The organism is Mucilaginibacter sp. UR6-11 (genome assembly GCF_020880695.1).
Classification (GTDB): domain Bacteria; phylum Bacteroidota; class Bacteroidia; order Sphingobacteriales; family Sphingobacteriaceae; genus Mucilaginibacter.
The window spans coordinates 292,036-311,753 of sequence record NZ_JAJIWO010000002.1; the positions used below are offsets into that span (position 1 = coordinate 292,036).

Genomic DNA, 19,718 nt, shown 5'->3' on the forward strand with positions numbered 1-19,718 from the left:
GCTTTTCTTAATATCTGCAAACCTGCTCATTAGAGGAGGTTTGTCGGTTTACTTTATCAAATGTTTTAGCTGTATGACTTCTTTTTCATCAAGAAAACGCCAGCGGCCGCGTGGCAGATCTTTTTTAGTAAGGTTGGCATATACCACCCTGTCTAATTTCACCACTTCGTAGCCCAGGTGTTCAAACATACGGCGTACAATGCGGTTTTTGCCGCTATGGATCTGCACGCCTACTTCTTTTTTTGTACCGCCGGTTACATATGACACCGAGTCTGGCTTTATCGGGCCGTCTTCAAGCTCCAGGCCAAATAGTAATTTATTCAGGTCGCCCTGAGCCAGGCTTTTGCTTAGCTCAACATGGTACAATTTAGTAATGTTACTGCGCGGATGCGAAAGTTTATCTGCCAGGTCGCCATCATTGGTCATTAATAATAACCCCGTTGTATTACGGTCAAGCCTGCCGATAGGATAGATCCGCTCGCGGCTGGCTTTTTCAACCAACTGCATTACGGTACGCCGTTCCTGTGGATCGTCAGTAGTGGTAATGTAGTCTTTGGGTTTATTTAACAAAACGTAAACGTTCTTCTCGCGTTTAAGAGTTTCCCCGTTATAACGGATCTCATCCTTCATCGGGTCAACTTTCAAACCCAGCTCATTCACAACCTCACCATTAACAGATACCACACCTGCAATGATTAGTTCATCAGCCTTACGGCGTGAGCAGATGCCAGCATTGGCTATATACCGATTAAGGCGGATCAGCCCGTCATCCGCTGCTTTTTTTGCAGGTTTTTTTGCACGAAGTGTTTTTACGGGTGCATCCCTGTCACGGGTTATTTTATCATAAACAGGTTTTCGGGCCGGGGCATCATCATCATCCCGTTTTTTATAACCTATCGTTGGTCTCGAACTAAATTTACGGTCGCCGGCGGGTTTATCACCAAACGTACCTTTTGGTTTGTCGCCAAAATCGGCACCTGTTGGCTTCCTGTTTCTTGGTGCGTCACTGCCAAAGCTTCTTTTTGGACGATCATCGTCAAAACTCTTTTTCGGACGTTCGTCACTAAAGCTCTTTTTGGGGCGATCTTCGTCACCTGCGCTTCTGCCGGAGTAGGGTTTGCTGCGTGGTGAAAATTCTTTCTTATCACCACCAAAACTTCTTTTCGGTCTGTCTTCTTCGCTGCCGGTTGGGCGGCCAGTGTAGGGTTTATTACGTGGTGCAAAGCTTTTCTTTTCGCCGGCCGGCTCACCGCCGCCGTATGCTCTTTTTGGTCTTTCTTCCTCTCCGTTACCGGTTGGGCGGCCAGAGTATGGCTTGCGCGGACCGAAACTTTTCTTTTCGGCACCCGATGAAAAAGAACTGCGCTCGGCGGCAGGGCCGCTGCTGTATCTTTTTTTAGTGCTGTCATTGCCGGATTTGTCGGCGCTTCTTGAAGACTTGCCGCGGGGGGCAGAAGCTCGTTTATTGTCGCTGCTTTTTGAAGGACCTTTTGATTTGCCATTCCGGTCATCGCGACTGTTTGTTGGTCTTTTAAATACCATAGTTTTTTAGTTTGCGCTTTCGCAGCGTGAGGGTCAAAAGTACGTTTTTCAAGCCGTTTTTTTATAGTTTTTTCAACTTTTTTCACCGGTCTAAAAACTGCGTTTAAACCCCTTTAAACGTCGATTTTTAAACTATTTTTAAATTCTCAAAACACTAAGGGGGTCTTAAGTGTTTGACAATCTGCTTTGTATACCGTACCTTTGTACAACATTTACCAAAATGGATTGTTCTATGAATAGAAAAAAAATGATTAACAAACACTTAATTACGTGCTCCGTAATAGTCGTGCTGGCTGTCATTTTCAAGCTTAACATTTGCAGCACTATTATTGCAAAATCCAGGCCAAAAACGGCCACTTTTACCACTAAGTTTATCTCTGATAATAATGTTACCGCGGCTGGTTACAGTTTCGCAAACGAATCTATTCCGACGAGTGAGGCAGTATACCGCAAAATGCAGTATTCACTAAAAAAGCACAACTACCGCACTATTCATTCGCACATTCTGCAAATCAAGGCCGAAAGATTATTTCCAATAATTGAGCCAATTTTAAAAGCCTACGGAATTCCTGAAGATTTTAAATATTTGCCATTGGTCGAGTCGGGTTTAAAAGAAGGCACCTCATCAAAAGGCGCGTCAGGTTTGTGGCAATTTATGCCGGGTACTGCACGCACCTATGGTTTAAAGGTCGGTCATGGTATTGATGAGCGCTTAAATATCCGCAAGGCAACAATTGCCGCCTGCAGGTATATTAAAGAGCTGCACGGCGAGTTTAAAAGCTGGACCCTTGCGGCCGCAGCTTATAACAACGGCTCAATTAAATTAGCCAAAGCCATTAACAGCCAAAGCGAAGACAACTACTTTAGGATGAAGTTAAACCGCGAAACGGGCAATTATGTGTACAACCTTATTGCCATGAAAGCTATTATCGCTAATCCAAAACAGTATGGTTACAACAATTACTATAGCTATTTACAGCCTAAAAACTTTATTGCTTACAACTAACACGTAACAGTAAAATTTTATTACGGAGCACCACCAGCCCGGCCTGTCCAGATGACAGATCGGGCTTTTTTGTTTATATTTGCGTAAAATTTTAGCAATTTAAATAAAGACGAAACCAACCCCATTGGTTGGGGTTTATATACTGCCACTAATAATATATGAGCAAAAAAACTATTGATCTGGGCGAGCAAAGTGAAGTTGAAGTTTACGGAGCCCGGGTACATAATCTAAAAAACATTGATGTTTCTTTTCCGCGTAACCAGCTGGTGGTTATTACCGGTTTAAGTGGCAGTGGTAAATCATCTTTAGCATTTGACACGATCTATGCCGAAGGGCAGCGCCGTTATATGGAAACCTTTTCGGCCTACTCGCGCCAGTTTATGGGCGGTATGGAACGCCCGGACGTAGATAAGGTATCAGGCCTGAGCCCCGTAATCGCTATCGAACAAAAAACCACCAGTAAAAATCCGCGCTCTACCGTAGGTACTATTACCGAGATCTATGATTTTATGCGCCTGCTGTTTGCCCGTACAGGCGATGCCTACTCGTATGTCAGCGGTGAGAAGATGGAGCGGATGAGCGAAGACCAGATCCTGAAGACTATTTTTGAACGGTTTGACGGCCAGCCTATAAATATATTGGCCCCCGTTGTTAAAGCACGCAAGGGCCATTACCGCGAGTTGTTTGAACAGATCCGTAAGCAGGGGTATTTAAAGGTTTGGATTGACGGTGACATTGCCGACGTTGAACCTAAAATGCAGCTTGACCGCTATAAAATTCATGATATCGATATCGTGGTTGACCGCCTGGTTGTAAGCGAGGCCGATAGCAAACGATTATACACATCCATACAGGCCGCGTTAAAGATCGCCAAAGGCATTATCCGCATAGGCGATAAGGATAACAACGTAGCTTACTTTAGTAAATATTTGATGGACCCGGTTTCGGGGATCTCTTATGATGAGCCGCAGCCTAATACTTTTTCATTTAATTCGCCTTATGGCGCCTGCGAGAAGTGTAACGGCCTGGGTTATATTTTCGAGGTCGATGAAGCCTCGGTTATCCCTAATCCTAAATTAAGCATCCTGAACGGCGGGCTTGCCCCATTGGGCGAATACCGCGAAACCTGGATCTTCCAGGTATTAAAAGCATTGGGTAAAAAGTTTGAGTTTTCTTTATCCACGCCAATAGAGAAATTAGAGAAAGACAAGCTGGATATTATCCTTAACGGCACCAATGAAATGGTAACCGTTTCTGTTGAATATAACAAGTGGAATGTACAAAGCTACCAGATCACTTTTGACGGCATTATAAGGATGCTGGAAGAACAGCAGGAGCGCCGCGGTGACGAAGGCATGGATGACATGGAAAACTATCGGGTGCTAAAAACCTGCCCGGTATGTGATGGTGCAAGACTGAAAAAAGAATCGTTAAACTTCAAGGTCGATCATAAAAACATATTCGAGCTGTCCATTATGGATATCCGCACGTTGCAGGAATGGTTTGAAAACCTGGAAGACAGGTTAACAGAACGTCAGAACGTTATCGCCAAAGAAATTTTAAAAGAAATTCGCGCACGTATAGTGTTTTTGATGGATGTGGGGCTTAGTTATTTAACGCTGGACCGTACAGCAAAAACGCTGTCGGGCGGTGAAGCGCAGCGAATCAGGCTGGCTACCCAAATAGGCTCGCAGCTAATGAATGTGATGTACATTTTGGACGAGCCCAGCATTGGCTTGCACCAACGCGACAACGAACGCCTGATAAATGCTCTTAAAAACTTGCGCGACCTGGGTAACACCGTATTAGTTGTTGAGCATGATAAGGACATGATCCTGGAAGCCGACCACGTTATCGACATGGGCCCGGCGGCCGGCGTTCACGGCGGGCAGATTGTGGCACAGGGTACCCCGGCCGAGTTAATGAAGCATCACACACTTACTACGTCATATATTAACGGTGAGCGCGAGATTGCCATACCAAAAAAACGTCGCGAGGGTAATGGCAAAACATTAGCCTTAAAAAAAGCAACCGGGCATAACTTAAAAAAGGTTAGCGCTGAGTTTCCGCTGGGTAAGCTGATTGGCATTACCGGTGTATCCGGCAGTGGCAAATCAAGTTTGATCACCGAAACACTTTACCCTATCCTGAACCATCATTTTTTCAGGGCGAAGAAACACCCGCTGCCTTATGAAAAGATTGAAGGGTTAGAAAATATTGATAAAGTAATTGAGATAGACCAGACCGCTATTGGCCGTACACCGCGGTCGAACCCGGCAACATATACCGGTGTATTCTCTGATATCCGTAATTTATATGTTGCGTTGCCTGAATCGAGGATCCGTGGCTATAAACCGGGCCGCTTCTCATTCAATGTAAAAGGCGGACGTTGCGAAACCTGCCAGGGCGCCGGCATGAAAGTTATTGAAATGAACTTTTTACCGGATGTACAGGTGCCTTGCGAAGAATGCGGCGGCCGGAGATACAACAGGGAAACACTGGAAGTGCGCTACAAAGGCAAATCAATAAGCGATGTGCTGGATATGAGTATTGAGGATGCCGTGCCGTTTTTTGAGCATATCCCGTCTATCTATCGTAAGGTAAAAACCTTGTTGGATGTGGGTCTGGGTTATATCCGTTTGGGGCAGTCGTCAACCACGTTGTCGGGCGGCGAGGCGCAACGCGTAAAACTGGCCACCGAGCTTTCAAAAAAAGACACGGGCAATACTTTCTACATATTGGACGAACCTACAACCGGCTTACACTTTGAGGACATTAACGTGCTGTTAGGCGTCCTATACCAATTGGTTGATAAGGGTAATACCGTGCTGGTTATCGAGCATAACCTGGATGTTATTAAAGTGGTTGACCATGTTATTGATTTGGGCCCCGAAGGCGGATCGGGCGGCGGCAATATCCTGTTCTCGGGTACGCCTGAGGGCTTGTGTAAAGTAAAAAATAGTTTTACCGGGCAGTTCCTGAAAAAGGAAATGGGTTTGTAACTTATCTGTACCTGAGCATTGAAAAACGAGGTATAAGGAAGGAGGCTTATCGAAGAATGAAAAGATTTCTAACTAGGGCCGGGAAGATTATTTATACAGGCGAAGTATCAATACGGCCGGTTTGCCCTCTTTTTGACCGTTGGGTAATCAGGTAATCAATAAACAACAATGTACCGGCAATAATTATCGTCATAAAATATATGGGCGGTATGGCGTTGATATGATTTGACAAGCTTAAGGTAGGATTTTGGGTTGATGCCGGGCGCCCGGCCGGATTGGATAAACCAATCAATATCAAAAAGACTGCAACCATTGCCGCAATGCCATACCATGCTTTGCTGGTGATTATTGGTTTGTAAATATTTGCAGGCCGGGCTTTTATTGCTATCTGCGCCATTACAGTTATTGTAAAGTCAAATGCCGGGCTTTCAGTCGGCTGCCGTTGTAAAATGGATTTTAATACCGCTTCGCGCTGTACATCAGCGTGTATGCTGTTCATTATACTACCGGTAAAGTTAACGGCTGCTTTATCCTCAGCAGCAAGCTTTATAACTTTTTTAAAGGCGTCTTTTTTATTAGCTCTCATCAATAACTTTCATTTCACTATCCAGCAAAAACTTTAAATCCCGCTCCAATACCTTACGGGCCCTGAACAATTTTATTTTAACATTTGGCTTTGACAGGCCCGTAATTTCTTCAATTTCTTTTACCGGTAAATCATTTATGTAATACAAGGTTACCAGTAAGGCGTCTGTCTGCGGTAGTTTCTGAATGGCCGCCTGTACATATTGCTTTACCTGTTTGGCCTGTAATTGCTCAAACTGCCCGGGCAAATGGTCCGCGATCTCGTCGGTATAATCGCTCATTGTTATCGTTTCAACCCGGTTTTCCTTTAACTTGGTAACAGCCGTACGGTAAGCTATTGTATACAACCAGGTTGAGAATTTTGATTTGCCCTCAAATTTATGGATCTGCTGATAAGCTTTTACAAAACATTCCTGGGCAAGGTCCCGGGCATTATCCTGGTCACGCAGAATTTTTATAGAGATACTATAAACCATGTCCTTATATTTATCAACAAGGAATGCGAAGGAATCCGGGTTTCCATTTTTAACTTTTTCTATATAGTACCCGTCTTCGGTATGATCCATTATACATGAGACTGTAAAACGGCGAAAGTGGTTACAATAAAATTATTTTAAATATTCTGTATCCGGGTGGCGGTATTTCCGGTCATATGGGGTAAGCAGCTAAAGTTAGCGCTATAATAAAACTACGATTATGCAGGAAGTTACCAGAGACGCCATAGTATCCATTACCTTATTTGCCGCCGTGTTCGGCATGGTATATGTGTTTTTAATGACCCGCCACCGCGAGCGGATGAACATGTTAGAACGAAATTTAACTATACCCCCCTTCCCCAAAACAAACTATAATTTAGCAACCCTAAAATACGGTATGTTCCTGGTTGGGATAGCAATTGGTTTTTTAATGGGATCGGTATTACATACTTATTGCGAAATTGAAGAAGGTATAAGCTATATATCCATGGTTTGCCTCTTCGGCGGATTCAGTTTGATATTAAGCTATATAATTATCAAAAAGCAAAAGCAATCGTGATCACTTAAGATCTCAAAATCAAATAAGCCAAGTTTAAATTACCCTGTAAAAGCACCATTTAAGTGCTTGCCGGCCACTTTTTGCCTAAAAAAAATCAGCCATGAAACTCATCATCAACCTTAAAATTATATTAACAGCAACCCTTATTTTTATTGGCTTTAACCTTTTTGCCCAGGATAAGACGCTAAAAGAAGTCGCCATTAAGGCTAACAAACCCACTATTAAGCAGGAAGCTGACCGCATTACCTACGACCTGCAGGCCGACCCCCAAAGTAAATTTAGCAGCGTGCTGGAAATGATGCGCAAGGTGCCTTTTGTTACGGTGGATGGTAATGAAAACATTATGCTTAAAGGTAATACCAGCTATAAGATACTGATAAACGGCAAGCCATCAAGCCTGATGGAACGCGATGCCAAAAGCATATTACGCAGCATGCCGGCATCAACTATTCAGCGCATTGAGGTTTATACCACACCGCCGGCAAAATATGATGCCGAAGGGTTGGGTGGGATCATCAATATCATCACCAACAAAAAACTGGTTGATGGCTATAACGGCACCCTGAATATAAACGAACGTACCCCAACCGGCCCGGGCGCAGGTACATCTTTTACGGCAAAGGCCGGTAAGCTAGGGCTGTCGGTATTTGGCGGCGGCAACCTTACCGATAATCCAGCTACTACAACATTAAACACCCGTACAACAACGGGCGCTAATCCAACAAACCTGATCCAGCAGGGCAGCACCCGCTCTGATAATAAAAACGGCTACCTGGGGACGGAGCTGAGTTATGAGATAAATCCTTATAACCTGGTGTCGGCGCAGTTTAATATTAACGGCAGCCGCAATAATGGCTTTAGCGATCAAGTATCTGTATTAAATCAAACCGTGGGCCCTATTGCCTACAATATAGGCAATGACAATGATGGCCGCGGGAAGGGTTTGGATGCCGGCGTAAACTACCAGCTGGGTTTTAAAAATGACCAGAAAAAATTGCTGACATTTTCTTACCGCTATTTTAAGTATACAAACAGCAGCCATAATGATATTGCATTTAGCAATCGTGTTAATTATACCGATCCTGATTATAACCAGGATAACACCAGCAGCGCTTCCGAGCATACTGCACAAGTGGACCTGGTAAAAGGGTTTAAACAATGGACTGTTGAGGCAGGCGTAAAAAGTATTTTCAGGGATAACTCCAGCGATTTCCAGTCGAATGCGTTTAATCCTGTTACCGGCAACTTTGACCGCGTTACAGCTTTATCGAACACGTACAATAGCACCCAGAACATATTGGCGGCCTATAATACCTGGCGGTACGCTTCAAAAAAATTAGAAGTTAAAGCCGGTGTCCGGTTAGAACATACTACTACCGACGCTGATTTTATTTCCACCTCGTCGGCAGCGCATCAACGATATTTGAATTTGCTGCCGTCAATAGCCATTAATATTCCTTTGGATGTTACCAGCGGCTTAAACCTGGGTTTTAGCCAGCGCTTAAAACGTCCGGGTATCAATAAATTAAATCCATTTGTCGATCGCTCGAACCCCAACTTTTATTCATCAGGCAACCCCGGGTTAAGCCGTTCTGTAGTGAGCGATCTGCGGCTGGGTTATAGCCTGTCAAAAAAAGCCAACTTTAATGTAAGCGTATTTTATGATTTCGGTAAAAACCTTGATCTGCTGGTATCAACGCTTGACCCGGCTACCAACGTAACTTACAGCACCTATAAAAACACCGGGTCGGTTTTTGGGATAGGCAATGCAATCGCCTTTAACTACCCGATAGCTAAAGGCTGGGACATCAGCATTAACACCAATTTCATGTATTTTAAGATAGAGGGCCCGGTTGATGGCGGAACAAGTAAGCAGAACTTTGTGGTTTTTAGCAGCACGTCATCTACCAATTACAACATAAATGATAGCTGGCGCGTGGGTGCATCCGTGTCTGTTAATGGCCGCAATCCAACCGGCTTACAGGGCTCGACTAACGGTTCTTTAAGTCCGTCGGTTTATGCCAGTAAGCAGTTAATAAAAAATAAGCTGTCTTTATCGGCATCGGTCAGTAACCCATTTACTAAATACCGCAACACTATCACCGAAACCAAAGGCACTAACTTTGCACAAACGGTTACCAATCAAAACTATTTCCGGACATTTAACTTCAGCCTTAACTATAATTTTGGCAAGCTGAAGGAATCCATCAAGAAAACAAAAAGAGGCATCAATAATGATGACGGATCAAGATAAGAGGGTGATTTAATGCAGCGTTGGATATAGCCCAACTATTTTTTATTGCTGATTTTATTACCTTGCAGTATAAACCAATTATGCTGCTTATCATGAAGAAGTTACAAATAGCCTTACTGCTGCTATTGCCGCTGGCGGGCCTCGCACAAAAAAAAGCTGCGCCGCTTGCTAAAACTTACGACTTGCTGTTGGGAGGGTACACCGGAGCCAATGCAGGCAACGGGATAGCTGTTTACCGCTTTAATACAGAAACAGGCAAGGTTGCTTTTTTAAACCAAATTGAAGGGATTGAGAACCCCGACTTCCTGGCGATCAGCAATGATTATAAATTTGTATACGCCTGTAATGTAAATACAACGGGTGGGGAGGGCGGGGTAAGCGCCTTAAAATTTGATAGCGCTACGGGCAAACTGCAGTTAATTAACAAACAGCCCGGCGGGGGCATAAACCCGGTTCATATTATTTTAGATAAGGATAATAAAAATGTATTTGTATCCTATTACAGCAGCGGAAGCCTGGGTGTATTGCCGGTAAATAAAGACGGGTCATTGGGGAAGGTATCGCAAACCTTACAATACACGGGCTCCGGGCCGCATAAAAATCAAAAAGGACCGCATGTACACGCGTCAATTTTTTCAGCGGATGGTCAGTTTTTAATGGTTGCCGATTTGGGAACGGATAAGATCGACATTTATAAATACGACAATACGAGGGCGCAACCCCTAACACCGGCCGACCCAGCTTTCGAAATGACCGCGCCCGGCGACGGGCCTCGCCACCTGGAGTTTTCTCCGGATCAAAAATTCCTGTACGTAATACAGGAACTAAGTGCCTGCGTAAGGGTGTACAAATACAATAATGGTAAACTAACTTTTGTGCAAACCATTAACATGATGCCGGCAGGTTACGAACGAAACGGGGCTGCAGATCTGCATGTGTCGGCTGACGGTAATTTCTTATATGCCTCAAATCGTGGTACCGCCAATAACATTGTACAGTACGCAATAAATAAGCAGGATGGCAAATTAACGTTGGTGGACCGTTACAATGTGAGCAAGGCTCCACGCGGTTTTACTATTGACCCATCGGGCAATTTCTTATTAAGCGCTGGTCAGGATGGGAATACGATTATTATTTTTAAAATAGATAAAGCCACCGGTAAACTAACATTGACCGATAATAAAATAGATATTGCACAGGTGACGTGCTTAAAGTGGGTGCCAGCCGAATAATGAACATGAAAAAACTAACTTTCTTTTTACTTTTTCAATTAACAATATCAGCAGCCTTTGCGCAAAGCCATACTGCTAACGACGCTTATGCTGCAAAGTTTGTAAACTATTATAACGGAGCAAAGCCGGATAGTATTTATACCCTGCTTAGTGTGGCAGGCAGGGCCAAAAGTTCAACCTCATCTATAAGCACTGCAGTGCTGCAGTTACAGGGGGTGCTTGGCACAATAACAAAATGGGAATATTACCAGGGAAATAAAAATGCAGATACCTATGTAGGAGTTTTAGAGCGGTCGGGCCCGGTATTATATTTTACATTTAATAAAGACGGCAAGTTGCTCGGGTTTTATACCGATGCTGATACGCGCGAACAACCGGGAACTATTACAGTTAAAACCGCCGATGCGGTATTGAAAGGCACACTTTCGGTTCCGGAGGTTAAACAAAAAATCCCGGTAGTATTAATGATTGCCGGATCGGGCCCCACGGACCGGGACGGAAATACAAAATCGGCAGGCGTTAATCCTAATAGCTATCTCCAAATCAGCGAAGCCTTAAAGCAAAAAAACATCGCCGTTTTGAGGTATGATAAGCGTGGCGTGGGCCAAAGCACAACAACCAGGCCGATAGCTGAAGTTACTTTTAATGATATGGTGGCCGATGCCGTAGCGCTGGTGAAATTTTTAAAAACAGACGCACGTTTCTCGAAAATTATCATAGCCGGCCATAGCGAGGGCTCATTAATTGCGATATTAGTTTGCAAGCAGGAAAAAGTGGACGGTTTTATCTCAATCTCGGGATCCGGGGTACCGGCTTCGGAAATGTTGAAAACACAGTTAAAAGACAAACTATCGGTAGATAATTATAATAAGTCGTCGTTAATGATTGATAGTATAAAAGTAGGAGAGGCAGTTAAGCAAAAGCTTACGCTATGGTCCATGGGATTATTTGCGCCGTCACTGCAGCAATACCTTCATTCCTGGATGCAATATGATCCGCAGAAAGAGATAGCTAAACTAACGGTGCCGACGTTAATTGTGCAGGGAACAACTGATATACAGATTGGTGTTGAAGACGCCATGCTATTAAAAAAGGGCAAACCCAACGCGCAACTCAAACTGATAACCGGCATGAGCCATATTTTAAAAGAGGGCCCGGCAGATAAGATCCAGAATATGGCTACTTATACAAAAACCGATTTGCCGCTGCACCCGGAACTAATCCCGGTGCTGGCGAAGTTTATTGAAAGCGTTAAATAATTTAAAATGTTTTTTGCAGTAATTCGTCTGCATGGGTATGTATACAACCTTATTAGCTTTACACTCATTAATCCGCTGGCTGGTATTGGTCAGCCTGGTTTTTGCCATCCTATGGGCCTACAGGGGCTGGCTGTTAAGAAAAAGATATTTAAAATTTGATGATACCGTCAGGCACGTCACAGCTACTGTGGCGCATGTTCAGTTAATATTAGGTATTTGGCTCTATTTTATAAGCCCCATAGTAACTTATTTCCTGCATAATTTTAGCATAGCGGTGCATGAACGGGTTATGCGGTTTTTTGGAATGGAACATATCACCATGATGCTGATCGGCATAACGCTTATTACCATCGGTTCTGTCAAAGCCAAAAGAAAATCAACCGATAAAGACAAATTCAAAACCATGGCGATTTGGTTCACCATAGCATTGCTGGTTATTTTGAGCTCTGTACCGTGGTGGTTTTCGCCATTGATAAGCAGGCCCGGTTTCAGGCCGTTTTAAAGAAAAAAAAGCGGGTAGCCGGAGACCCTAAACCAACTACCCGCCAAACAATTAATATACAACAATCTATATATACAACCGTGGTATTTGTTAATATCATTACGAGACTAAATTCAAGGACGTTGCTTCAGTTATAAAATAAATTGATACAATAATAAAGCTGCATAAAAAAGGCCGCTCCTGGGGCAGCCTCACTTCTATAATAATTCTGGAACATTAAGCTTCCAGTAATTCATCAAGATTGCCCAATGCCATAGTAAAGCCTCCCTCAAAGCCCATTTCAACGATTTTTTGTAAGTCGGTTTCGCTGTCAAAAGATAGCGTAGCCTCAAGGATAGTGCCTGTAGCGGTAGCTTTAAATATATTTAGCCAGTGCATAGCCGGAAAGTTGCTGTCGATATTACCATCTTCGTCGCAAAAATTGCTGATTGCTGCAAAGCTTTGCCCGGGTGTTATTGATGTAAAATTAACACGGCACCAGGCTTTTTCGCCATTAGGGCCTGCCATACAATAAAGCCATAGGCCACCTTCCCTAAAATCCATTGTTTTAGTCTCGGCACGCCAGGGTCTTGGTGCCCACCATTTATCTAATATGCTTGCGTCGGTCCACGCTTTCCATACTTTTTCAACGGGTGCATTAAAAGCACGTATAACATTCAGTTTTTTGTTAGCCAGGTCTTTTAAAATTTCGGTTTTGTTTGTCATGATTATTGTTTTTAAAGGTCTTTTAATACATCGTCTAACTGGTCAAAGCGGTCCTCCCAGATCTTGCGGAAGGTATCCAGCCATTGGTCTACTTCTTTCATTTTATTGGCGTTTAGGTGATAGTAAATTTCCCTGCCGTTTTGCGTTTGCGTTACTGCTTCACACTCTGCCAAAATTTGGATGTGTTTTGACACAGCCTGCCGCGTGCTGTTAAAATGCTCGGCCAATGCGTTAGGTGTCATGGCATGAATAGCCAGCAGCGCTAAAATTGCACGGCGGGTAGGGTCGGCTATAGCCTGGAATATATCTCTTCTCATTTTATTTGCAACCGATTGGTTGCAAATATATACGCAGCTTTTCGGTTGCGCAAATTTATTTGAAAATATTTTTATGGAAAGTGTTGATTTAGTGCCTTTTTAATTGTTTGGAATTAAGACCGAGTTTAATAAAAATTATTTTTTACTTTTATTAGCCCGGTAAATTAACCCCCAATTTATGCCTTTATTTAGTAAACCCAAGTTTGTTTGCCTGTTTGTAATAGCGACGGCAATGCTGCAAAATGTACAAAGATCAGCGGGGCAAACCGCAGTAAATCTGCAGGAGTTTAATAAAAAAAGCGGTGTAAGTGTAAGGGTTAATGGCTCAAAAATCAACCTGAGCTGGCCGGTGGGCAACGCCGAACACGGCCGGGTTGTGTTTGATCTGGATAAAACAAAGCCCTTGTTTAAAAGCATCCAGGCTACCCGTAAAGAGCTATACAAAGAGGTAGCGGCAAACCTAAACCCGGAGTTTATCCTCACCGTTGGTAAGCGGGATCTGGTATCACAAAACGGCTGGAATATATTTTTTGACCGCGTTCCGCAAAAGCCTTTTACACCATATCTCGTTGGTTTTGATAAACAAACGGCATCCGTTAAAACCGAAGGTTCACGTACCATTGTGCGTATTGACGGTGTGAAAGCAAGTACATTTAGCGGGCAGTTGGAAATTACTTTTTATAATGGCAGCCCGTTATTTAATGTGGCCGCAGTAATGGCTACCGATGCCGACTCGACTGCTATTGTATACGACGCGGGGTTAGTAAGCACTATTGCTGCCTGGAGTAAAATAAGCTGGGCCAAAACCAATGATGAATTTTCCGGCGCTCCATTTTCGGCGGCTGATACCAGCAAGAACATTGCTGTAAAATATCGCACTATAATTGGGCAAACCACTAATGGTAGTTTGGCTATTTTCCCGGCGCCGCATCAATATTTCTATCCGCTTGATGAGGCATTTAATTTGAAATTTACCTGGTATGGTACCAATTATCGCAAAATGATACCCGGTTATGGCATCGGGATCCGCCAGGACCTGTATGGCGACCATCGTTATGTGCCCTGGTTTAATGCGCCGCCGGGTACCCAGCAAAGGCTAAACTTTTTTTGCCTGGTTAGCACCGGCGATGGCAGGAGCACTTTAGAAAAAATAAAACAGTTTACACATAGCGATAGGTTTGTACCATTGCCGGGATATAAAACCATGTCAAGCCATTTTCACAATGAATACACGACCACAGTATTGTTAAAGGGCAAACCCGTTGAGGCGGAGCCTGAATATGTACGGGTATTTAAAAACCTGGGCGTTAACATTGTCCACCTGGCAGAGTTTCACGGTACGGGGCACCCAAAAGGGCCGGACGAGCTAAGGCTTAAAGAGTTAAATACACTGTTTAAAGAATGCGAAAAAGAATCAGGCAAAAACTTCCTGTTGCTGCCGGGCGAGGAGCCCAATGAATTTTTTGGCGGGCACTGGCTGGAGTTTTTTCCCAAGCCAATTTACTGGGTTATGTCGCGCAGGGAGGGTGTTCCGTTCGTTGCTGATGACAGTCGTTATGGTAAAGTATATCATATCCGTGATAAGGACGATATGCTTAAACTATTAGAAACCGAAAACGGCCTGGCCTGGACGGCCCATGCCCGTACCAAAGGATCAACCGGGTACCCGGATCTGTATAAAAATGAGGCGTTTTATAATTCAGATCATTTTAACGGCGCCGCCTGGAAAAATATTCCGGCCGATCTGTCAACAGAAAGAATGGGCAAACGGGTTTTCGACCTGATGGATGATATGAACAACTGGGGACTTAAGAAAAAGGTCCTGGCCGAATCGGACATATTTACCATCACCCGGGACAATGAAATGTATGCGCATGTAAACGTTAATTATTTAAAAATGGCTGCGCTGCCCGAATTTAAAAATGGCTGGCAGCCGGTGTTGGACGTATTAAAAAGCGGCAACTTCTTCTCAACAACCGGCGAAGTTTTAATCCCCACCTTTAAAGTGAACGGAGCCGAAGCCGGATCGACCATAAAAATTACCGGCGACAACAGGTCAGCGGTTGATTTTTCGGTTAAATGGACCTTCCCGCTAAATTTTGTCGAACTGATAACCGGCGATGGCAGAAACATTTTTCGCGAAAAAATAGACTTAGCATATACCACCGCATTTGGCAGCCAGAGTTTCCATATACCTGTTAACCTGAAAGGGAAAAAGTGGATCCGCCTGGAAGTTTGGGATGCGGCTGTTAACGGCGCGTTTACACAAACGGTTTGGCTGGAGTAACCAGGATGATAATCCGACTGCCGGCGCGCTACGCTGTCAATTATGACACCCCCGATAAGGAAAGATTATTAACTTTTGGATAAATTCGGCCTTAACCGGGTAATATTGCGTACTTTTAAAGTAAATAATATTTTGTGAGCAATTTACCCCCGGCTATTCAGGCTGATATAAACGCAATAAGTTCAATAGACGTAATCCCTGCTATTTTAGATGTGGTTTGTCTTACCACAGGTATGCGGTTTGCCGCCATAGCCAGGGTAACCGAAGAGCATTGGGTAACCTGCGCCGTATTGGATAAAATTAACTTTGGCCTTAAACCCGGCGATGAATTAAAGCTTGAAACTACTATTTGCCATGAAGTAAGGCAGCTTGAACGGGCCGTTGTAATTGATCATGTTGATATGGACAAAGATTTTGCCAATCATCATACCCCCGCCATGTATGGTTTCCAGAGCTATATTTCTGTGCCGATAACCTTAAAAAATGGCGAGTTTTTTGGCACCCTTTGCGCCATTGATCCAAGCCCCGCCCAGCTTAATAACCCGCAAACCATAAGCATGTTTAATTTATATGCCGGTTTGATAGCGTTACACCTTTACAATATCGATCAGTTAAAATTATCAGAAATGAGGTTGGCCGAGGAGAAAAGAGAGGGCGAGTTGCGGGAGCGGTTTATGGCTATATTGGGGCATGACCTGCGTAACCCGGTTAGCGCCATTAAAGGCGTGGCCCAGCTATTACAAAGAAAGATTTTTGATGATGACAAGTTAATGCGGTTTGCCACTATCCTGCAAAATTCAACTTACCGCATATCGGGCTTAATTGACAATATGATGGAATTTGCGAGGGTCAGGCTCGGAACAGGTATTAATCTTAACCCGGAGTATATATCCTTAGCTAAAACATTAAACCATATTGTTGAAGAAATACAAATAATTTGGCCGGGCCGGTTGATTGAAACTAAATTTGAATTAGACGAGCCTGTATATTGTGATTCAAAGCGGATTGCCCAGTTGTTTTCTAACTTATTAAGTAATGCACTTCAGCACGGTAGTAAAAATGACCCTGCAGTTGTTACGGCTTATAGTAATGATTCGGTTTTTTCATTAACCATTACAAACACCGGCAAACAGATATCGCCAGAAAAAATGGAACACCTTTTTAAGCCCTTTACATTAAGCGATAATAAAGAAAGCAACGATGGCCTGGGGCTTGGGCTATATATATCGGCCGAAATTGCCAAGGCCCACGGCGGCACATTGGAAGCTGTCTCAACAGAAGCAGAGACATCTTTTAGCTTTACGATGGCCAGTCAGCGCTAATCACCCGTCTATATTAATATTTATAATCCGGCAGGGAATTTATTCCCGCAATTGCTGTTGTTAGGTTTAATCTTAAATAAAACAGATCAATAAAATCTGGCGCTGACAACAATCGGTGCAATTAAGGGTTGTATGTAACGCATATAAACGCTTATTTCGGTTATGTATTTTATAATTATAATACCCATACTTGCCCTGCTTGCCTGGATCATTTTTCGTAAGAAAAGCAATGTTGAAACCTCTCAGTTTCAAAAGCTGGATAAATCGTTGCAGAAGCTTTTAAGCAGCCAGGTAAATTATTACTATAACCTGAGCAGGGACCAAAAGAAGAGATTTGAATCGCAGGTGGCGGCTTTTCTGCATAAGGTAAATTTGGAAGGCGTAGGCACAGAAATTACGGATCTGGACCGCGTGCTTATAGCTTCGAGCGCAGTAATACCGGTTTTTGGGTTAGGCGACTGGGAGTACAGCAACTTAACCAACGTAATACTTTATCCGGATGCGTTTGATCACGCATATCAGTTTGAGGGTAATGGCCGAAACATACAGGGCATGGTTGGTACCGGCTATATGAATGGGCAGATGATCCTGTCCCGCCCGTCATTGCTCAAGGGTTTTTCATCAGCATCGGGCAAAGAAAATACCGCCATACATGAGTTTGTGCACCTGGTAGATAAATCAGACGGCGCAACCGATGGCATTCCCGAACAATTAACGGGTAAGGAGTATGCAGACCCCTGGCTAAAACTGATGCACCAGGAAATGCGCCGTATCAGAGACGGTAAGTCGGACATCAATCCGTATGCGATGACCAGCGAGGCAGAGTTTCTGGCGGTGGCCGCTGAATATTTTTTTGAAAAGCCCGATCAGTTTAAAGATAAACACCCCGAACTGTACCAGCAACTAAGTGAAATATTCAGACAACGGCCAGTAAAAGGCACCGGGTTCACTATCTGATTTTTAAGACCGTACTGTCTGTCGATGCGCCGGCAAAACAACAAGCTAATCTGTTTACTTCCTCATTAAGTGCATTAGCCAACAGTTATGTCCCGATGTTGGCCGCTTATTGTGATATCCCGTCAGAACAACATACGTGGCGGATAAGCACCACGACGTTGTACAACGGCTGGAACTGGCCCATCAACAATGGCTGGGCGAGATGTTTTCGCGATAACGTCCGTTCCGCAATCGTATGCGTAACTTTTAAGTATCAGATATCATTTTTTATTTAATTTGATGGATATTTGATAATAGCCGGTTTCCGATATCGGCCAAACCAATTGACCATTTTAAATAAATCATTTATATCCCATGGAAAAATCCCGTCGTACTTTTATAAGGCAGGCATCAATAGCTAGTGCCGGTGTAATGCTGGCCAAAACCAGTTTCAGCGCTAAAAGTTATAACCGCATCATTGGGGCCAATGACCGTGTACGGGTTGGTGTCGTTGGGTTTTCTGACAGGCACCGCAGTTCGCATATCCCCAGCTTTATGAACCACTACAAAGAATTAAATTTTGAGGTGGTTGCGGTATCAGATATCTGGAACAAACGCCGTGAAGAGGGCGCCGCTATCTGGAAAGGTAAAATGCAGAATGACGTAAAAGCCTATCGTAATAACGAAGAATTATATGGCAGTAAAAGTATAGACGCGGTATTTATAAGCACTGCCGATTTCCAGCACGCGCGCCATGCCATTGAGGCTGTGAAAGCGGGCTGCGATGTCTATGTGGAAAAACCGTTTGCCGAAACCATGGAAGATGCGCGGGCGGCATTAAAAGCGATAAAAGAAACAGGTAAGATCGTGCAGATAGGGTCACAGCGCCGCAGCGGTGCAAATTACCATGCAGCCGATGATTTTATTAAATCGGGCAAGTTTGGGCCGATAACCATGGTTGAATTAACCTGGAACGTTAACCAGCCCGGGCGCTGGCGCAGGCCCGAACTGCTAAACGTATTAAAAGAAAAAGATACCGACTGGAAACGCTTTATCATGAACCGTCCTTATGAGCCGTTTGACCCGCGTAAATACTTGGAATTCCGTTTATTCTGGCCCTTCTCATCGGGTTTAGCGGGGCAGTGGATGAGCCACCAGATTGATACCGTACACTGGTTTAGCGGCCTGAAGCATCCGCGCAGCGTAGTTGCCAATGGGGGCATTTATATGTGGAAAGATGGCCGCCGTAACTGGGATACCCTGATGGCTGCTTTTGATTACGGCCCGCTGGACGATCCGTCTACGGGTTTTCAGGTAACATTTGGTTCGCGCATGCATAATGGCGATGAGAACCCGGCCGAGATCTATTACTCGAACGGTGGCGAACTAAATTTGATCACCAATAAAATATCACCAAGGGGCGGGCTTACAGAAAAAATGGCTGCCGCAATGGGCATGAAAGCTAACCTGTTGCCAGAGATCAGCCTGAAAGATACCGAGCATGTAGTTGCCTCGGCCAATACCGGTGGCGACATCTTAACTTCAAACCATGTACGCAACTGGATGGAATGTGTGCGCAGCCGTAAACAACCCAATGCGCCGGTTGAAGCGGGCTACAGCCACTCTATAGCCAACATCATGACCAATGCCGCGGTACATACCGGTTACAAAGCTACGTTTGATGAAAGTACGCAGGAGGTAATGGCTAATGGTAAGGTATTTAAGTTTTAAATC

16 protein-coding genes are annotated in these 19,718 nt (G+C 44.0%); 11 read left to right on the plus strand and 5 right to left on the minus strand.

Annotation, left to right across the window (positions count from 1 at the left end; genetic code table 11):
• Nucleotides 1-48 precede the first annotated feature (48 nt).
• Complete coding sequence (locus LJ658_RS06705; RefSeq protein ID WP_230545705.1) at nucleotides 49-1,542, minus strand: pseudouridine synthase; 1,494 nt, start codon at nucleotides 1,540-1,542, stop codon at nucleotides 49-51.
• A gap of 232 nt (nucleotides 1,543-1,774) precedes the next feature.
• Between LJ658_RS06705 and LJ658_RS06710 the strand changes: the two genes are divergently transcribed.
• On the plus strand, nucleotides 1,775-2,548 hold the full coding sequence (locus tag LJ658_RS06710; protein ID WP_230545706.1) for a lytic transglycosylase domain-containing protein: 774 nt from the start codon (nucleotides 1,775-1,777) through the stop codon (nucleotides 2,546-2,548).
• A gap of 158 nt (nucleotides 2,549-2,706) precedes the next feature.
• Nucleotides 2,707-5,550 (plus strand): excinuclease ABC subunit UvrA, encoded by a 2,844-nt coding sequence (gene uvrA, locus LJ658_RS06715; protein ID WP_230545707.1) that lies wholly within the window; start codon nucleotides 2,707-2,709, stop codon nucleotides 5,548-5,550.
• A 91-nt stretch (nucleotides 5,551-5,641) separates the two neighbouring features.
• On the opposite strand, the gene LJ658_RS06720 is transcribed toward uvrA, so the two are convergent.
• Entirely contained in the window at nucleotides 5,642-6,136 is a 495-nt protein-coding gene (locus LJ658_RS06720) for a hypothetical protein (RefSeq protein WP_230545708.1), read from the minus strand.
• Nucleotides 6,126-6,701, minus strand: coding sequence for an RNA polymerase sigma factor (locus LJ658_RS06725; protein WP_230545709.1), 576 nt, complete (start codon nucleotides 6,699-6,701; stop codon nucleotides 6,126-6,128). The genes LJ658_RS06720 and LJ658_RS06725 overlap by 11 nt, the downstream gene beginning before the upstream one ends.
• A 130-nt stretch (nucleotides 6,702-6,831) precedes the next feature.
• Here LJ658_RS06725 and LJ658_RS06730 point away from each other — a divergent pair, with 130 nt between their 5' ends.
• The 5 genes from LJ658_RS06730 to LJ658_RS06750 all read left to right on the plus strand — a co-directional run bounded on the left by LJ658_RS06730 (nucleotide 6,832) and on the right by LJ658_RS06750 (nucleotide 12,417).
• The gene (locus tag LJ658_RS06730; protein ID WP_230545710.1) at nucleotides 6,832-7,170 is read left to right on the plus strand and encodes a DUF6249 domain-containing protein; all 339 of its coding nucleotides are present in this window, start codon (nucleotides 6,832-6,834) and stop codon (nucleotides 7,168-7,170) included.
• 100 nt (nucleotides 7,171-7,270) lie between these two features.
• Entirely contained in the window at nucleotides 7,271-9,424 is a 2,154-nt protein-coding gene (locus tag LJ658_RS06735; RefSeq protein WP_230545711.1) for an outer membrane beta-barrel protein, read from the plus strand.
• A gap of 92 nt (nucleotides 9,425-9,516) precedes the next feature.
• Nucleotides 9,517-10,656, plus strand: a complete 1,140-nt coding sequence (locus LJ658_RS06740) for a lactonase family protein (protein ID WP_230545712.1) — start codon at nucleotides 9,517-9,519, stop codon at nucleotides 10,654-10,656.
• Between the two features lie 5 nt (nucleotides 10,657-10,661).
• A complete protein-coding gene (locus LJ658_RS06745; RefSeq protein WP_230545713.1) occupies nucleotides 10,662-11,915 on the plus strand; it encodes an alpha/beta hydrolase in 1,254 nt (417 codons plus the stop codon).
• A 37-nt stretch (nucleotides 11,916-11,952) separates the two neighbouring features.
• Complete coding sequence (locus LJ658_RS06750) at nucleotides 11,953-12,417, plus strand: hypothetical protein (RefSeq protein ID WP_230545714.1); 465 nt, start codon at nucleotides 11,953-11,955, stop codon at nucleotides 12,415-12,417.
• 216 nt (nucleotides 12,418-12,633) lie between these two features.
• Here the strand turns inward: LJ658_RS06750 and LJ658_RS06755 are convergent, their stop codons facing one another.
• Both LJ658_RS06755 and LJ658_RS06760 read right to left on the minus strand, forming a co-directional pair.
• Nucleotides 12,634-13,122, minus strand: a complete 489-nt coding sequence (locus LJ658_RS06755; protein ID WP_230545715.1) for an SRPBCC domain-containing protein — start codon at nucleotides 13,120-13,122, stop codon at nucleotides 12,634-12,636.
• A gap of 11 nt (nucleotides 13,123-13,133) precedes the next feature.
• Nucleotides 13,134-13,439 carry a helix-turn-helix transcriptional regulator gene (locus LJ658_RS06760; RefSeq protein WP_230545716.1) on the minus strand — a complete coding sequence of 102 codons (306 nt, stop codon included), beginning with the start codon at nucleotides 13,437-13,439 and terminating at the stop codon, nucleotides 13,134-13,136.
• 178 nt (nucleotides 13,440-13,617) lie between these two features.
• Between LJ658_RS06760 and LJ658_RS06765 the strand changes: the two genes are divergently transcribed.
• The 4 genes from LJ658_RS06765 (at nucleotide 13,618) to LJ658_RS06780 (ending at nucleotide 19,715) form a co-directional block, all read left to right on the plus strand.
• Complete coding sequence (locus LJ658_RS06765) at nucleotides 13,618-15,726, plus strand: hypothetical protein (protein ID WP_230545717.1); 2,109 nt, start codon at nucleotides 13,618-13,620, stop codon at nucleotides 15,724-15,726.
• 134 nt (nucleotides 15,727-15,860) lie between these two features.
• Nucleotides 15,861-17,048, plus strand: a complete 1,188-nt coding sequence (locus LJ658_RS20520) for a GAF domain-containing sensor histidine kinase (protein WP_230545718.1) — start codon at nucleotides 15,861-15,863, stop codon at nucleotides 17,046-17,048.
• Between the two features lie 162 nt (nucleotides 17,049-17,210).
• A complete protein-coding gene (locus tag LJ658_RS06775; RefSeq protein ID WP_230545719.1) occupies nucleotides 17,211-18,005 on the plus strand; it encodes a zinc-dependent peptidase in 795 nt (264 codons plus the stop codon).
• 354 nt (nucleotides 18,006-18,359) lie between these two features.
• Nucleotides 18,360-19,715: a Gfo/Idh/MocA family protein gene (locus tag LJ658_RS06780; RefSeq protein WP_230545720.1), complete on the plus strand. Its 1,356-nt coding sequence runs from the start codon at nucleotides 18,360-18,362 to the stop codon at nucleotides 19,713-19,715.
• The last annotated feature ends 3 nt before the right edge of the window (nucleotides 19,716-19,718 follow it).

What these genes read in the sequence shown, in the direction of transcription:
- LJ658_RS06705 (WP_230545705.1), bottom strand. Translation starts at nt 1,542, where the DNA reads ATGGTATTTAAAAGACCAACAAACAGTCGCGATGACCGGAATGGCAAA.
- LJ658_RS06710 (WP_230545706.1), top strand. Translation starts at nt 1,775, where the DNA reads ATGAATAGAAAAAAAATGATTAACAAACACTTAATTACGTGCTCCGTA.
- uvrA (WP_230545707.1), top strand. Translation starts at nt 2,707, where the DNA reads ATGAGCAAAAAAACTATTGATCTGGGCGAGCAAAGTGAAGTTGAAGTT.
- LJ658_RS06720 (WP_230545708.1), bottom strand. Translation starts at nt 6,136, where the DNA reads ATGAGAGCTAATAAAAAAGACGCCTTTAAAAAAGTTATAAAGCTTGCT.
- LJ658_RS06725 (WP_230545709.1), bottom strand. Translation starts at nt 6,701, where the DNA reads ATGGATCATACCGAAGACGGGTACTATATAGAAAAAGTTAAAAATGGA.
- LJ658_RS06730 (WP_230545710.1), top strand. Translation starts at nt 6,832, where the DNA reads ATGCAGGAAGTTACCAGAGACGCCATAGTATCCATTACCTTATTTGCC.
- LJ658_RS06735 (WP_230545711.1), top strand. Translation starts at nt 7,271, where the DNA reads ATGAAACTCATCATCAACCTTAAAATTATATTAACAGCAACCCTTATT.
- LJ658_RS06740 (WP_230545712.1), top strand. Translation starts at nt 9,517, where the DNA reads ATGAAGAAGTTACAAATAGCCTTACTGCTGCTATTGCCGCTGGCGGGC.
- LJ658_RS06745 (WP_230545713.1), top strand. Translation starts at nt 10,662, where the DNA reads ATGAAAAAACTAACTTTCTTTTTACTTTTTCAATTAACAATATCAGCA.
- LJ658_RS06750 (WP_230545714.1), top strand. Translation starts at nt 11,953, where the DNA reads ATGTATACAACCTTATTAGCTTTACACTCATTAATCCGCTGGCTGGTA.
- LJ658_RS06755 (WP_230545715.1), bottom strand. Translation starts at nt 13,122, where the DNA reads ATGACAAACAAAACCGAAATTTTAAAAGACCTGGCTAACAAAAAACTG.
- LJ658_RS06760 (WP_230545716.1), bottom strand. Translation starts at nt 13,439, where the DNA reads ATGAGAAGAGATATATTCCAGGCTATAGCCGACCCTACCCGCCGTGCA.
- LJ658_RS06765 (WP_230545717.1), top strand. Translation starts at nt 13,618, where the DNA reads ATGCCTTTATTTAGTAAACCCAAGTTTGTTTGCCTGTTTGTAATAGCG.
- LJ658_RS06775 (WP_230545719.1), top strand. Translation starts at nt 17,211, where the DNA reads ATGTATTTTATAATTATAATACCCATACTTGCCCTGCTTGCCTGGATC.
- LJ658_RS06780 (WP_230545720.1), top strand. Translation starts at nt 18,360, where the DNA reads ATGGAAAAATCCCGTCGTACTTTTATAAGGCAGGCATCAATAGCTAGT.